The following is a 15,928-nucleotide window of genomic DNA, read 5'->3' on the forward strand; positions in this document are numbered from 1 at the left end:
ACTGAGTGAATGATATGAGGCTCTTGTCTGGTCTTCTACATAAAAGAATAATCAATTTAAACAAGAATATTGGTAGATGGCATTGAAAGATGAAAATAAAAAAATGCTTGACATGGATATTTTTTCGACGTACAATGGATAATGCACTATTGTGGTGCAATAGGTCTTTTTGTGCGTTTTTTTAATATACACGATTTTAGGCCTATCTCACTACTCAAAAATATTAGAACGGGGTGAATGTCAATGGAAAAAAACAGATTACATCCTACTGGCTCTGGTAAGAATATTCGTATGAGCTTTCAGCGTCAGAAGGAAGTCCTTGAGATGCCGAACCTGATTGAAGTCCAGAAGAACTCATATCAGTGGTTTCTTGACGAAGGCTTGAAAGAAGTCTTTGACGATATCTCTCCAATTGAGGATTACAGCGGAAAACTTAGCTTGGAGTTTGTGGATTTCAAGTTATGCGAGGATGAGATTGATAAGAACAAGAACACTATTGAGAAATGTAAAGAGAGAGATGCTACTTTTGCAGCGCCTTTAAAGGTTAAGGTTCGCCTTCATAATAAAGAGAAGGACGAAATCACAGAGCATGAGATATTCATGGGCGATCTGCCTCTTATGACAGCAACAGGTACATTTGTTATCAATGGTGCAGAAAGAGTTATCGTTAGCCAATTAGTTCGTTCACCCGGTATTTATTATGATATTACATATGATAAGATCGGTAAAGAGCTCATGGCTTGTACAGTCATTCCTAACAGAGGTGCATGGCTTGAGTACGAAACTGATCCTAATGATGTTTTCTATGCAAGAGTTGATAGAACTAGAAAGGTTCCTGTAACTGTACTTATTAGAGCGCTTGGAATCGGAACAAATGAAGAAATTCTTGAACTTTTCGGCGATGAGCCTAAGATTCAGGGAAGCTTTTCTAAGGATTCTTCAACCGATTATCAGAGTGGCCTTTTGGAGCTTTATAGAAAGATTCGTCCTGGTGAGCCTCTTAGCGTTGAAAGCGCAGAGAGCCTTATCAATGCGATGTTCTTTGATTCAAGAAGATATGATCTTGCCAAGGTTGGTAGATACAAATTTAATAAGAAATTGCATTTTAAGAATCGTATTAACGGACATGTTCTCGCTGAGGATGTTGTTGATGAGACAACAGGAGAGATGATTGCTTCTGCAGGAACAAGAGTTGACCGTGCACTTGCTACAGAAATTCAGAATGCAGCTATTCCTTATGTTTTCTTACAGGAAGAAGAAAGAAATGTTAAGGTTCTTTCTAATATGATGGTTGATATAACAAGCTTTATTGACTGTGATCCTGTTGAACTTGGAATTAACGAGGATGTTTATTACCCTGTATTGAAAGAAATTCTTGATGAGTACACTGCAAAGAATGATCCTGAAGGTCTTGCTGAGACAATCAAGAAGAGAGTACACGAACTTATTCCTAAGCATATAACAAAAGAAGATATCATCGCTTCTATTAACTACAATATTCATCTTGAGTATGGAATTGGTAATGATGATGATATTGACCACTTGGGAAACAGACGTATTCGTTGCGTGGGCGAACTTCTTCAGAACCAGTATCGTATAGGTCTTTCAAGACTTGAAAGAGTTGTTCGTGAGAGAATGACAACACATGATACTGAGGAAGTTTCACCTCAGACACTAATAAATATTAAACCTGTACAGGCTGCAGTAAAAGAATTCTTTGGTTCTTCACAGCTGTCACAGTTTATGGATCAGAATAACCCACTTAGTGAGATTACTCATAAGAGACGTCTTTCTGCTCTTGGTCCTGGTGGTCTTTCAAGAGATAGAGCCGGATTCGAGGTTCGAGACGTACACTATACTCACTATGGACGTATGTGCCCTATTGAGACTCCTGAAGGTCCTAACATTGGACTTATCAACTCTCTGGCTAGCTATGCGAGAGTTAATGATTATGGATTTGTTGAGGCACCATATCGTATTGTTGATAGAACTGATCCTGCTAATCCTATCGTTACAGACGAGGTTGAATACCTTACTGCTGATGAAGAAGATAATTATCATGTAGCTCAGGCTAATACACCACTTGACGAAGAGGGACATTTCAAGAAGAATTCTGTTTCTGGTCGTTACAGAGAGGAAACATCCGAGTATCCAAAGACTGCTTTTGAATACATGGATGTATCTCCTAGAATGGTATTCTCTGTAGCTACTGCACTTATTCCTTTCTTGGAAAATGATGATGCTAACCGTGCGCTGATGGGATCAAACATGCAGCGTCAGGCAGTGCCTCTTCTTATTACAGAAGCTCCTGCAGTTGGAACAGGTATGGAGAAAAAGGCTGCAGTTGACTCAGGTGTCTGTGTTGTTGCAAGAAAAGCTGGAACTATTGATTTTGTAGATAGTAAGCTTATTCAGATGACATATGATGACGGTGAGAAGGAAGAATTCCATCTTATCAAATTCCAGAGATCAAACCAGAGTAACTGTTATAATCAGAGACCTATCGTTTTCAAGGGAGACCATGTTGAAGCTGGTCAGGTTATTGCTGATGGTCCTTCTACTTCACAGGGTGAACTTGGACTTGGTAAAAACCCTCTTATCGGATTTATGACTTGGGAAGGTTATAACTACGAGGATGCTGTTCTTCTTTCAGAGAGACTTGTTCGTGATGATGTATTTACATCAGTTCATATTGAAGAATATGAAGCAGAGGCTCGTGAGACAAAACTCGGACCGGAAGAGATAACTCGTGATGTTCCAGGTGTGGGTGATGAAGCTCTTAAAGATCTTGATGATCGTGGAATCATCCGTATCGGTGCAGAGGTTCGCGCAGGTGATATCCTTGTAGGTAAAGTAACTCCTAAGGGAGAAACAGAGCTTACTGCAGAGGAAAGACTTCTTAGAGCAATCTTTGGAGAAAAAGCAAGAGAAGTTAGAGATACTTCACTTAAAGTACCTCATGGTGAATATGGAATTGTTGTAGATGCGAAAGTATTTACAAGAGATAATGGCGATGAGCTTTCACCTGGTGTAAATCAGGCAGTTCGTATCTATATCGCACAGAAGAGAAAAATTTCTGTTGGTGATAAGATGGCTGGTCGTCATGGTAACAAGGGTGTCGTTTCTCGTGTCCTTCCTATAGAAGATATGCCTTATCTTCCAAATGGTAGACCGCTTGACATCGTGCTTAATCCTTTGGGCGTGCCTTCTCGTATGAACATTGGACAGGTCCTTGAGATTCACCTTTCACTTGCTGCAAAGGCACTTGGATTTAATATAGCAACTCCTATCTTTGATGGAGCAAACGAAATAGATATTCAGGATACTCTTGAACTTGCTAATGATTATGTAAATAGTACATGGGATGAGTTTGAAGAGAAATATAAAGATTTAGTACATCCTGAGATTATGGAATATCTGTATGAGAACAGAGACCACAGAGAGCTTTGGAAGGGTGTGCCGATCAGATCAGATGGTAAGGTACAGCTTCGTGATGGTCGAACAGGTCAGCAGTTTGACAGTCCTACTACAATTGGACACATGCACTATCTGAAACTGCATCACTTGGTTGATGATAAGATCCATGCTCGTTCAACTGGTCCTTACTCACTCGTAACACAGCAGCCATTGGGTGGTAAAGCTCAGTTTGGTGGACAGCGTTTCGGAGAAATGGAAGTTTGGGCTCTTGAGGCGTATGGTGCAGCTTATACTCTTCAGGAAATTCTTACTGTTAAGTCCGACGATGTTGTAGGACGTGTTAAGACTTATGAAGCTATCATTAAGGGAGATAACATTCCTGAACCTGGTGTTCCTGAATCATTCAAAGTTCTTTTGAAAGAATTACAGTCACTGGGACTTGATATCAAAGTTCTTCGTGAGGATAACACAGAAGTTGAAATTATGGAGAGTGTTGATTATACAGATTCTGATTATCGCGTTGAGATGGAAGGCGATAATGCAGGTCGTGATTACAGCCAGGAGCAGTTTGAGGCAAATGGATACTCAAAGCAGCACTATGATGAAGATAGTGGTGATTTTGTAGCTGAGGCTGAAGATACAGATGATTTTGAATCAGAAGATTCTTTTGATGATTTTGATTCATCTGATGACGAGTAATCGGAAGATGCTGTTTGGCCGGTAATAAAGCCGGTCAAGCAGATTACTGTAACTTAAACTCACGATTAACATACAGAAAAGAGGTTACGAATGTCTGATTCAACAATGAATAAAGCAATAAATGAAGCGTCAAATGGCAAAGAAAGCGGACTTCAGCAGACTTATCAGCCTATGACTTTTGATTCAATTAAGATTGGACTTGCATCACCTGAGAAGATTAGAAGTTGGGCTCACAGAAATGATAACGATCCTCATAGTGGAGAAGTTACAAAGCCAGAGACAATCAATTACAGAACATTAAAGCCTGAGAGAGACGGATTGTTTTGTGAAAAAATCTTTGGACCTACTAAGGATTGGGAATGTCATTGCGGTAAGTACAAGAAGATAAGATACAAGGGCGTTGTATGCGACAGATGTGGTGTTGAAATCACAAAGAGCAGCGTACGTCGTGAAAGAATGGGATACATTGAGCTTGCTGCTCCTGTTTCACATATTTGGTATTTTAAGGGAATTCCTAGCCGTATGGGACTTATATTGGATCTTTCTCCTCGTGTACTTGAGAAGGTTCTTTATTTTGCCTCATATATTGTACTTGATCCAGGTGACACATCACTTGAATACAAGCAGGTTCTTTCAGAGAAAGAATATCAGGATGCCAGAGAAGAATGGGGCGGAAAGTTCCGCGCAGGCATGGGTGCTGAATCAATAAAAGAACTTTTGCTTGCAATAAATCTTGAAGAAGAATACAAAGAATTAAAAGAAGGTCTTGATACATCAAGCGGACAGAAGAGAGCAAGAATTATTAAGCGTCTTGAAGTTGTGGAAGCATTCAGAGAGTCCGGAAACAATCCTGCTTGGATGATAATGGATTGCATACCTGTAATTCCACCGGATCTTCGTCCTATGGTTCAGCTTGATGGTGGTAGATTTGCCACTTCAGATTTAAATGATCTTTATAGAAGAATTATTAACAGAAATAACAGACTTAAGAGACTGCTTGATTTAGGAGCACCTGATATCATCGTAAGAAACGAAAAGAGAATGCTTCAGGAAGCAGTAGATGCGCTTATAGATAATGGTAGAAGAGGAAGACCTGTAACCGGACCTGGTAACAGAGCTCTTAAGTCATTGTCTGATATGTTGAAAGGTAAATCTGGACGTTTCCGTCAGAACCTTTTGGGTAAGCGTGTTGACTACTCAGGACGTTCAGTTATCGTCGTTGGACCTGAACTTAAGATATATCAGTGCGGACTTCCAAAGGAAATGGCTATTGAATTGTTCAAACCTTTTGTAATGAAGGAGCTTGTTTCCAGAGGAATATCACAGAATATTAAAAATGCTAAAAAGTTAGTGGAGCGTCTTGATGAGCAGGTTTGGGATGTACTCGAAGATGTAATTAAAGAGCATCCTGTAATGCTTAACCGTGCCCCCACACTTCATAGACTTGGTATTCAGGCGTTTGAGCCAATTCTTGTAGAAGGTAAAGCTATTAAGCTTCATCCTCTTGCATGTACACCATTCAATGCGGACTTTGATGGTGACCAGATGGCTGTTCATCTTCCATTGTCAGTTGAGGCACAGGCAGAGTGTAGATTCCTTATGCTTTCACCTAACAACCTGTTAAAGCCATCTGATGGTGGACCTGTTAACGTTCCTACACAGGATATGGTTCTTGGCATTTACTATCTTACACAGGAAAGACCAGGGGCACTTGGAGAAGGCAAATTCTTCAAGAATGTAGATGAAGCAATTCTTGCTTATGAAAATGGATATCTTACTCTTCAGACAAGAATAAAGATTAGAATGGATAAAACAGATGCTGAGGGAAATACTACATCAGGTCTTGTTGAATCAACCCTTGGAAGATTCCTCTTTAATGAGATAATTCCACAGGATCTTGGCTTTGTTGACAGAAGTGTACCTGAAAACTTCTTTAAGCTTGAAGTTGACTTTATGGTTGGCAAGAAACAGCTTAAGAATATTGTTACAAAGATGATCAATACTCATGGAACATTTGCAACTGCAGAGGTTCTTGATAAGATCAAGGCAACAGGTTATCACTATTCAACACGTGCTGCTATGACTGTTTCTATCGCAGATATGACAGTGCCTAAGCAGAAACAACAGATGCTTGATGAAGCACAGGCAACAGTTGATAAGATTTCAGCAAACTTCCGTCGTGGACTTATAACTGACGAAGAAAGATATCGTGCAGTTGTTGACACATGGATGGAGACAGATAAGAAGCTTACTGATGAACTTCTTGCTGGTCTCGATAAGTATAATAATATTTATATGATGGCAGACTCTGGTGCCCGTGGTAGTAACCAGCAGATCAAGCAGCTTGCAGGTATGCGTGGACTTATGGCGGATACAACAGGTAGAACAATCGAACTTCCTATTAAGTCAAACTTCCGTGAAGGTCTTGACGTTTTGGAATATTTCATGTCAGCTCATGGTGCTCGTAAAGGTTTGTCAGATACTGCTCTTCGTACAGCCGATTCAGGATATCTGACTCGTCGAATGGTTGATGTTTCACAGGAACTTATTATCCGTGACGTTGATTGCTGTGCTGATAAAGAAGTAATACCTGGAATGACAGTTAAGGCATTTATGGATGGTAAGGAAACAATCGAGCCTTTGAAAGATAGAATTACAGGAAGATATTCTTGTGAGACTATTAAAGATAAGGATGGTAATGTTCTTGTGAAGCGTAATCATATGATCACTCCATCCCGTGCTGAAAAAATCCTTTCCGTTGGTGTTAACTCAAAGGGACAGCCTATTGAAGCTGTAAAGATTCGTACAATATTAACATGCCGTTCACACAATGGTATTTGTGCTAAGTGCTATGGTGCCAACATGGCTACCGGCGAGGCAGTACAGGTTGGTGAGGCAGTTGGTATTATTGCAGCTCAGTCAATCGGTGAACCTGGTACACAGCTTACAATGAGAACGTTCCATACTGGTGGTGTTGCCGGTGGTGATATTACACAGGGTCTTCCTAGAGTAGAAGAACTTTTCGAAGCCAGAAAGCCAAAGGGACTAGCTATTATCTCTGAGCTTGATGGTAAGGTTGAAATCAGGGATACAAAGAAAAAACGTGAAGTCATTGTTACTAACGATGAGACCGGTGAATCAAAGGCATATTTGATTCCTTATGGATCAAGAATAAAAGTACAGGATGGCATTACAATTGAAGCAGGTGACGAATTAACAGAAGGTTCTGTAAATCCTCATGATCTTCTTAAAATAAAAGGAATTCGTGCAGTTCAGGATTATCTTTTGAGAGAAGTTCAGAGAGTATATCGTTTACAGGGTGTTGATATCTGTGATAAGCATATCGAAGTGATTGTACGTCAGATGCTTAAGAAAGTAAGAATCGACGAAACAGGTGATACAGAGTTCTTACCTGGAACACTTGTTGATGTACTTGATTTTGAAGATAGCAATGAAGCACTGATTTCAGAAGGCAAAAAGCCTGCAGAAGGAAAACAGGTAATTCTTGGAATTACAAAAGCAGCACTTGCTACAAATTCCTTCCTTTCAGCAGCTTCCTTCCAGGAAACAACTAAGGTTCTTACAGATGCTGCAATCAAGGGTAAGGTAGATCCACTTATCGGACTTAAAGAAAACGTTATTATTGGTAAGTTGATTCCTGCCGGAACAGGCATGAAGCGTTATAGAAATACAACACTTAACACAGATGCAAATTTCAAGGATCCGGAGAAATTGATTCTTAAAAAGAGAAGAAGAGATTTTGATGATGACTTCCTTGATGATGATTTTGACGATATCGATTTTGCATCAGGCGACAGTGAAGCTTGAGCCAATTGATTGTTTTAGATAAATTTAATTTTTTTGACAGGTTATTATATAAAAATATAGTTGACAACCTGAAATATAGTATTTATAATTCATAATTGCGTGTATGGACAAAGGGGTGAAGTTTTGCCCCTTTGTTGTATGCATATATCAAAATAGGAGGTAAATAGAATGCCAACATTTAACCAGTTAGTTAGAAAGGGTCGTCAGACATCTGTTAAGAAGTCTACAGCACCTGCATTGCAGAAGGGCTTCAATTCTTTACATAAGAAGGCTACTGCAACAGCTTCTCCTCAGAAGCGTGGTGTCTGCACAGCAGTAAAGACAGCTACCCCTAAAAAGCCTAACTCAGCTCTTAGAAAGATCGCCAGAGTTCGTCTTTCTAACGGTATTGAAGTAACAAGCTACATTCCTGGTGAGGGACACAACCTTCAGGAGCATAGTGTTGTTCTTATCCGTGGCGGAAGAGTTAAGGATTTACCTGGTACAAGATACCATATCATCAGAGGTACTCTTGATACAGCAGGTGTAGCCAACAGAAAACAGGCTCGTTCCAAGTATGGCGCTAAGAGACCAAAGGCGTCTAAGTAATTCATTAACTAAACAAATCTAATTTTATAAGTGTTGGGATTCTTTTATATAGTATTAAGTAAGATGCCCATTTTGTGGGAGGTATTATTTTTCTAAGTAAGAAAACCGCACGAACACTAAATTAGTGAGTACCGATGATTATAGTAAGCAGTGACTTAATTTATGATCATTGCAATTCTAAAGGAGGGAAGAACCGTGCCGCGTAAAGGACATATTGTAAAACGTGACGTATTAGCGGATCCTTTATACGATAACAAGGTTGTAACAAAGCTTGTCAATACTGTTATGCTTGATGGCAAGAAGGGTGTTGCTCAGAAAATCGTATATGGTGCATTCGCACAGGTAGAGGAGAAGGCTGGTAAGCCTGCTCTTGAAATATTCGAGGGAGCTATGAATAATATCATGCCTGCTCTCGAGGTAAAGGCTAGACGTATCGGTGGTGCTACATACCAGGTTCCAATCGAGGTAAGACCAGACAGACGTCAGGCACTTGCACTTCGCTGGCTTGTTAACTTTTCACGTGCTAGAGGTGAGAAGACAATGGTAGATCGTCTCGCTTCAGAGATTATGGATGCATACAATAACACTGGTGCAGCTGTAAAGAGAAAAGAAGATATGCACAAGATGGCAGAAGCAAACAAGGCATTCTCACATTACAGATTCTAATCTGTAATGCAGAGAATCGGGTTTGAAATTATTTAGGAGGAAAAACCTTTGGCTGATAGACAATACCCATTGGAGAGAACCAGAAATATCGGTATCATGGCACATATTGATGCTGGTAAGACTACACTTACAGAGCGTATTCTTTACTATACCGGTGTAAACTATAAGATTGGTGAGACCTATGAAGGTACTGCTACCATGGACTACATGGCTCAGGAGCAGGAAAGAGGTATCACTATCACATCCGCAGCTACAACATGTCACTGGACACTTCAGCAGAATGGTAAGGTTAAGCCAGGTGCACTTGAGCATCGTATCAATATTATTGATACACCTGGTCACGTTGACTTTACTGTTGAAGTTGAGCGTTCACTTCGTGTACTTGATGGTGCAGTAGGTGTATTCAGTGCTAAGGAAGGCGTTGAGCCACAGTCTGAAAACGTATGGCGTCAGGCTGACGGATTTAATGTTCCTCGTATGGCATTCATCAATAAGATGGATATCATTGGAGCAAACTATTTCGGAGCTGTTGAACAGATTCGTAATAGACTTAAGAAAAATGCTATCATGATCGAGATTCCTATCGGAGCTGAGGATCAGTTCCAGGGTATCATTGATCTGTTTGAAATGCAGGCTTATATTTATAATGATGATAAGGGTGAGGATGTTACAATTGGTGAGATTCCAGCTGATCTTAAGGATGATGCTGAACTTTATCATTCAGAGCTTGTAGAAAAAATCTGTGATCTTGATGAAGATCTTATGATGCAGTATCTTGAAGGTGAAGAGCCTTCTATTGAAGCTCTTAAGGCCGCACTTCGTAAGGCAACTTGCGAATGTAAGGCATTCCCTGTATGCTGTGGTTCTGCTCACAGAAACAGAGGTATTCAGAAGCTTATCGATGCTATTATCGAATTTATGCCATCTCCTGTTGATATCCCTGCATGTAAGGGTACTGATATGGATGGAAATGAAATTGAAGTTGAGTCAACAGATGATGGTCCATTTGCAGCACTTGCATTTAAGATTGTTAGTGATCCTTTCGTAGGAAAGCTTGCATTCTTCCGTGTATATCGTGGTACTGCAAATTCAGGTTCTTATGTGCTTAACAGTACTAAGGATTCTAAGGAACGTCTTGGACGTATCCTTCAGATGCATGCTAATAAGCGTACCGACCTTGAGAAAGTATACTCAGGTGATATCGCAGCTGCAGTTGGTCTTAAGAATACTGTTACAGGTGATACTCTTTGTGATGAAAAGAATCCAGTTATTCTTGAGTCTATGGAGTTCCCTGATCCAGTTATCGAGCTTGCTATCGAGCCTAAGACTAAGGCTGGTCAGCAGAAGCTTGATGAAGCTCTTATGAAGCTTGCTGAAGAAGATCCTACTTTCAGAGCTCATACAAATCCTGAAACAGGTCAGACAATCATCGCTGGTATGGGTGAGTTACACCTTGATATCATTGTTGATCGACTTCTTAGAGAGTATAAGGTTGAAGCTAACGTTGGTGCTCCTCAGGTTGCATATAGAGAAGCTCTTACAAAGGCTGTAGACGTTGAATCTAAGTATGCAAAGCAGTCTGGTGGACGTGGTCAGTACGGTCACTGTAAAGTTCGCTTTGAGCCTATGGATGCTAACGGTGATAACCTTTATCAGTTTGATAGCGAAGTTGTTGGTGGTGCTATTCCTAAGGAATTCATTCAGCCTATCAGCGAAGGTATCGAAGAAGCTATGAAGGCTGGTACTCTTGGTGGATATCCGGTTGTTGGTGTTCATGCAACAGTTTATGATGGTTCATATCATGAAGTTGACTCATCTGAAATGGCATTCCATATTGCTGGTTCCATGGCATTTAAGGATGCTATGCAGAAGGGTTCACCTGTTCTTCTTGAGCCTATCATGAAAGTAGAAGTAACAATGCCTGAGGAATACATGGGCGATGTTATCGGTGACGTTAACTCTCGCCGTGGTCAGGTTGAAGGTATGGATGATCTTGGTGGTGGAAAGATTGTTAGAGCACATGTTCCGCTTGCTGAGATGTTTGGATATGCTACAGACCTTCGTTCTAGAACACAGGGTCGTGGTAACTACTCAATGTTCTTTGAGAAGTATGCTCCAGTACCTAAGAATGTTCAGGATAAAGTCCTTTCAAATAAGGGCAACTGATAAATGCTAAATAGAAGCCTGCTAAATCGAGTTTTTGCTTGATTTAGCGGCTAATATTTAATATAATCGATATAGTCGGTTAATTTATGTATGAAAATGTTGTTTAACATTTCAACTTAAGGAGGATATTTAGAAATGGCAAAAGCTAAGTTTGACAGAAGCAAACCACACGTTAACATTGGTACTATCGGTCACGTTGACCATGGTAAGACAACTCTTACAGCTGCTATCACAGCAGTACTTGCTGATAGAGGATTCAGCCCTGCAGTAGCATTCGATCAGATCGATAAGGCTCCTGAAGAGAAGGAAAGAGGAATCACAATTAACTCTGCTCACATCGAGTACGAGACAGAGCACAGACATTATGCTCACGTTGACTGCCCAGGTCACGCTGACTACGTTAAGAACATGATCACAGGTGCTGCACAGATGGATGGTTCTATCCTTGTTGTTGCTGCTACTGATGGTGTTATGGCTCAGACTAAGGAGCACGTTCTTCTTGCTCGTCAGGTTGGTGTTCCTTACATCATCGTATTCATGAACAAGTGTGATATGGTTGATGATCCTGAACTTCTTGACCTCGTTGAGATGGAAATCAGAGACCTTCTTACAGAGTATGAGTTCCCTGGAGATGATACACCTATCATCCGTGGTTCTGCTCTTAAGGCTCTTGAGGATCCTAAGAGTGAGTGGGGTGACAAGATCATGGAACTCATGAACACAGTTGATGAGTATATTCCTGAACCTACTCGTGAGACAGATAAGCCTTTCCTTATGCCTGTTGAGGATGTATTCACAATCACAGGTCGTGGAACAGTTGCTACTGGTAGAGTAGAGAGAGGTCACCTTAACCTCAACGACGAAATCGAAATCGTTGGTATCAAGGAAGAGACTTCTAAGTCAGTTGTAACTGGTATCGAGATGTTCAGAAAGACTATGGACTTCTGCGAAGCTGGTGATAACGTAGGACTTCTTCTCCGTGGTGTTGATCGTGAAGGCATCCAGAGAGGTCAGGTTGTTACAAAGCCTGGCACAGTAACATGCCACACAAAGTTCACTGCAGAGGTTTACGTTCTTACAAAGGATGAAGGTGGCCGTCATACACCTTTCTTCACAAACTACAGACCTCAGTTCTATTTCAGAACTACTGACGTTACAGGTGTCTGCAACCTTCCAGATGGTGTTGAGATGTGCATGCCTGGTGACCACGTAACAATGTCTATCGAACTTATTCACCCAATCGCTATGGAGCAGGGTCTTAAGTTCGCTATCCGTGAGGGTGGACGTACAGTTGGATCAGGTAAGGTTGCTACAATCGTTGAGTAATCTTAACAAACCTAGATTTTATGCAGCTTCCAGAGTTTCTCTGGAAGCTGTTTCTGGTTATGTGTAAAAATAAAAAACAATAGCTTTCAAAATCATTGTTTATTCTTCATGAGTATCCAGAAAGGAGGATTCTATGGCTAATATTAGATCTGTTGAAGATTATAAGGAGTTTCTTAAAGAGAACAGAGAATTATTACACAAAAACGCTGTAAGAATCGAAGATCTTCCTCTGGATGATGATTGGAACCTTGATGATGAATGGGATGAAATATACGAGCAAGAGGTTTTAAAGTGTGGGAAAGTATAATGTTGGTGAGAGTAATTTAGGAAACTAATTGACATATAGCTCTACACACACGTATTATAGTTACATCGAAAGAAAACCTTATAGGTTTTCAACAGAAGCGGTGCCAGCATCAATTTTGTTCTTGAAGATGTATGAGAAGCATACTCATAAAAATGCATATTTTGGACTGGCCGCGCGCGACCTGGGTCCACCAAATAGCGGGTAAGACACCCGCTTTTCTTTATATATAGTTATTTGGTTGGGAGTAAATAAAAATGGATATAACATATAGTGAAACTATACCTGATTTAGACACATATTTTGAACTTCGTAAATCAGTTGAGTGGAATAACTTTTGTCCGGAACAGGCTGAGAAAGCGATAAATAGTAGTGCATATTTTGTGCTTGCTAAGGATGAGGAGCGGCCCGTAGCTATGGCTAGAGCAGTTGGCGATGGTATGTACTACACTATTGTGGATGTGGTAGTAAGACCTGAATACCAAGGGAATAAAATTGGTTCTACAGTGATTAATAGACTGGTTGAACGTATTCAAAAAGACGCACCAAAAGGAGCAAGAATAAGCGTTCAACTATTGGCAGCAAAAGGTAAAGAAGAATTCTATGTAAAGCAGGGATTTAAGGTTTGTCCGCATGAGTATTGCGGACCTGCGTTAAGGAAAGTTATTTACACTTAACAAGCGAATGATTATGGAGACCAATATATGTTAAGACTGGAGAAGGTTAATTGAAAAAACGTATGGGATATATTAAAACTTTCTGTTGATGAAAGCCAAAGAAAATTTGTAGCAGCAAATGATGTAAGTATTATTGAGGCTTATACCACTATCACAAATAATGGATATGCTTTTCCTTTTGGCATCTATGATGACGATGTTCTAGTAGGATTTGTTATGATTGGATATGACAAAGATGACTATTGGGATGATGCGCCTAAGATAGCTGACCACAACTATAATTTATGGCGCCTTATGATAGACAAGAGATATCAGAAAAAGGGTTATGGCAGAAAAGCAATAGAACTTGCCATTGAGTTTATTAAGACATTTCCTTGTGGCAAGGCAGAATACTGCTGGCTTTCATATGAGCCGGAAAATACGGTTGCAAAAGCGATTTATGAATCATTCGACTTCGTAGAGACTGGGGATATGGATGGAGAAGAAATAATAGCGGCTTTGAAATTTTAATACGATAGGGAGTAGCGGGAAAATGGCATCATCAATGATTCACTACATAGTTTCTCGCCTTGTGGCAAAAGAACTGGGGATAACTGAATTAAATATGTTTTTGATAGGGGCAGTACTTGCTCCAGACACAGGGAATAAGGAAGACGGAAGCTACTGTAAATTACATTATATGGATGTTCGTGAAGATGTTGCTATGAAGGGGTTCAATTGGAACACATATGCTGATGAGCACTCTGCTGAAATGAAAGAGGATTATTACAAAGGCTATTGTTGCCATCTTTTAATGGATGCACTATGGTTTCATGATGTTTGCGAGAATCATATCAGGCATTTGCCTAAGGATGTAAAAGCTGAAAAGATTCAAGCTGTGTATAGAGACTATTGGAGGCTTAATCACCTATTGATAACTCAGTATCAAGTTTCTAATGAGGCTATTAAAGTGGTAAACATTCCTGATATAGATGTTAACACAGTACGCTTGAAGAGCATGGCAGAGAGTTTTGAAAAACAATTGCAAGCCCCAGAGTGTAATCTAAATGATCTGGAAGTACTTACGTGGGATATTGTGGCAGCTTATGTCGAGAAGGCAAAAGAGCTATGTACGCGTGAATTATTAGCAATTATCAGTGGCAGAGACAGAATGGACGCATTAAGATTGTTTGTGCCTACGCTTCACAAAGATAATAATATATAAAACATAGTGAGGAAGTCATGAGTAGAACAATGTCAGATTTTGGTATAAATGAAATGCTTGATATGCAGAGAGCTTTACAGGAGAAGTACAAGGATAAATGGGAGGGGATTTCTCCTGAAGTAGGAAAGAATAAGCTTTTATGGATGATTGGTGAAGTTGGTGAAGTGATAGATATTGTGAAGAAGTACGGGCCTGAGGCTTCTAATGCAGATAACCCGGAACGTGAGCATCTGATAGAAGAGCTTGCGGATGTATTGATGTACTACAATGATGTTCTTCTTTGCTACGGAATATCTGCAGAGGAGTTAAAAGAGACCTACACAAGCAAGTTTCAAAAGAATATGAAGCGATGGTGATTAAAAGTACTGGGGATGTTATATGAGTGCCTGTGAATGGTGTAATCTATCTGATGAAGATAAAAAATACATATTGTTTGAAGATGAGCATTGGGCGGTGTATCTTGCTGATAAGCAGGACTATGTTGGAAGATGTATTATTGTACTGAAGAGACATGCAGGCACATTATCAGAGCTTAGTGTTGCGGAGTGGACTGATTTCCAATCTATTATTCAAAGGGTAGAATCCTGCTTAAAGACTACACTTGGAGCAGATTTATGTAACTGGACATGCCTTTTGAATAACTTCTACAAGGATGATAATCCAAATCCACATGTTCATTTGCATTGTCGTCCAAGATACAGTGTCAAACGGCGAATTATGGGAGGAGGTTTCAGCGAATTGTTTTCGGAGATTTCTCCTCCTGCACGGCGCAGTCAGTTCAGAAGCATCACATTCCTGCCGGAGTTGCAGCTCATTTTCGTAGGCTTGTTTCAGTAAGTCAATCCTGATTTATTGAAACAAGGCTATGAACCGAAGTACATAGCCTTTGAACCTTTACAATTAAATATCTCATTCGACTGCTCAAAAGGATACATACTCATGAAGGGCCGAGGCCACTGCGCTGGCATCTTCCATTGAAAGGACTTTGGACAGGTTGTTACATGTCTGACTGGCATCGGCAATACTTGCAATGGAGAAGCCAAATCTCAGGAC

At 40.2% G+C, this 15,928-nt stretch carries 12 protein-coding genes; all 12 read left to right on the forward strand.

The window, feature by feature from the left end:
- The first annotated feature begins 243 nt into the window (after positions 1–243).
- Complete coding sequence (rpoB, locus tag BM086_RS13460) at positions 244–4,116, forward strand: DNA-directed RNA polymerase subunit beta (protein WP_092327603.1); 3,873 nt, start codon at positions 244–246, stop codon at positions 4,114–4,116.
- Between the two features lie 105 nt (positions 4,117–4,221).
- Complete coding sequence (gene rpoC / locus BM086_RS13465) at positions 4,222–7,944, forward strand: DNA-directed RNA polymerase subunit beta' (RefSeq protein ID WP_092327638.1); 3,723 nt, start codon at positions 4,222–4,224, stop codon at positions 7,942–7,944.
- Positions 7,945–8,112: 168 nt separating this feature from the next.
- Positions 8,113–8,532 (forward strand): 30S ribosomal protein S12, encoded by a 420-nt coding sequence (rpsL, locus tag BM086_RS13470; protein ID WP_074889573.1) that lies wholly within the window; start codon positions 8,113–8,115, stop codon positions 8,530–8,532.
- Between the two features lie 195 nt (positions 8,533–8,727).
- Complete coding sequence (gene rpsG / locus BM086_RS13475) at positions 8,728–9,198, forward strand: 30S ribosomal protein S7 (protein WP_026516618.1); 471 nt, start codon at positions 8,728–8,730, stop codon at positions 9,196–9,198.
- Between the two features lie 48 nt (positions 9,199–9,246).
- Entirely contained in the window at positions 9,247–11,364 is a 2,118-nt protein-coding gene (gene fusA, locus BM086_RS13480) for an elongation factor G (RefSeq protein ID WP_092327606.1), read from the forward strand.
- Between the two features lie 135 nt (positions 11,365–11,499).
- Entirely contained in the window at positions 11,500–12,690 is a 1,191-nt protein-coding gene (gene tuf, locus BM086_RS13485; RefSeq protein WP_092327609.1) for an elongation factor Tu, read from the forward strand.
- Between the two features lie 133 nt (positions 12,691–12,823).
- Positions 12,824–12,997: a hypothetical protein gene (locus BM086_RS20985; protein WP_175560280.1), complete on the forward strand. Its 174-nt coding sequence runs from the start codon at positions 12,824–12,826 to the stop codon at positions 12,995–12,997.
- Between the two features lie 254 nt (positions 12,998–13,251).
- Positions 13,252–13,671 carry a GNAT family N-acetyltransferase gene (locus tag BM086_RS13490; protein ID WP_092327612.1) on the forward strand — a complete coding sequence of 140 codons (420 nt, stop codon included), beginning with the start codon at positions 13,252–13,254 and terminating at the stop codon, positions 13,669–13,671.
- Positions 13,672–13,821: 150 nt separating this feature from the next.
- A complete protein-coding gene (locus BM086_RS13495) occupies positions 13,822–14,181 on the forward strand; it encodes a GNAT family N-acetyltransferase (protein WP_330391604.1) in 360 nt (119 codons plus the stop codon).
- A gap of 22 nt (positions 14,182–14,203) precedes the next feature.
- A complete protein-coding gene (locus BM086_RS13500; RefSeq protein ID WP_092327615.1) occupies positions 14,204–14,875 on the forward strand; it encodes a hypothetical protein in 672 nt (223 codons plus the stop codon).
- A 17-nt stretch (positions 14,876–14,892) separates the two neighbouring features.
- On the forward strand, positions 14,893–15,231 hold the full coding sequence (locus tag BM086_RS13505) for a MazG-like family protein (protein WP_330391603.1): 339 nt from the start codon (positions 14,893–14,895) through the stop codon (positions 15,229–15,231).
- Between the two features lie 22 nt (positions 15,232–15,253).
- Positions 15,254–15,712, forward strand: coding sequence for an HIT family protein (locus BM086_RS13510; RefSeq protein WP_092327618.1), 459 nt, complete (start codon positions 15,254–15,256; stop codon positions 15,710–15,712).
- The last annotated feature ends 216 nt before the right edge of the window (positions 15,713–15,928 follow it).

It is taken from the genome of Butyrivibrio sp. YAB3001 (assembly GCF_900112195.1).
Taxonomy (GTDB): Bacteria; Bacillota; Clostridia; order Lachnospirales; family Lachnospiraceae; genus Butyrivibrio.

Bases quoted from the DNA above. Each gene is read 5' to 3' on its own strand.
- tuf (WP_092327609.1), top strand. From the start codon at position 11,500: ATGGCAAAAGCTAAGTTTGACAGAAGCAAACCACACGTTAACATTGGT.
- BM086_RS20985 (WP_175560280.1), top strand. From the start codon at position 12,824: ATGGCTAATATTAGATCTGTTGAAGATTATAAGGAGTTTCTTAAAGAG.
- BM086_RS13505 (WP_330391603.1), top strand. From the start codon at position 14,893: ATGAGTAGAACAATGTCAGATTTTGGTATAAATGAAATGCTTGATATG.
- BM086_RS13510 (WP_092327618.1), top strand. From the start codon at position 15,254: ATGAGTGCCTGTGAATGGTGTAATCTATCTGATGAAGATAAAAAATAC.
- BM086_RS13500 (WP_092327615.1), top strand. From the start codon at position 14,204: ATGGCATCATCAATGATTCACTACATAGTTTCTCGCCTTGTGGCAAAA.
- rpoC (WP_092327638.1), top strand. From the start codon at position 4,222: ATGAATAAAGCAATAAATGAAGCGTCAAATGGCAAAGAAAGCGGACTT.
- rpoB (WP_092327603.1), top strand. From the start codon at position 244: ATGGAAAAAAACAGATTACATCCTACTGGCTCTGGTAAGAATATTCGT.
- rpsL (WP_074889573.1), top strand. From the start codon at position 8,113: ATGCCAACATTTAACCAGTTAGTTAGAAAGGGTCGTCAGACATCTGTT.
- BM086_RS13490 (WP_092327612.1), top strand. From the start codon at position 13,252: ATGGATATAACATATAGTGAAACTATACCTGATTTAGACACATATTTT.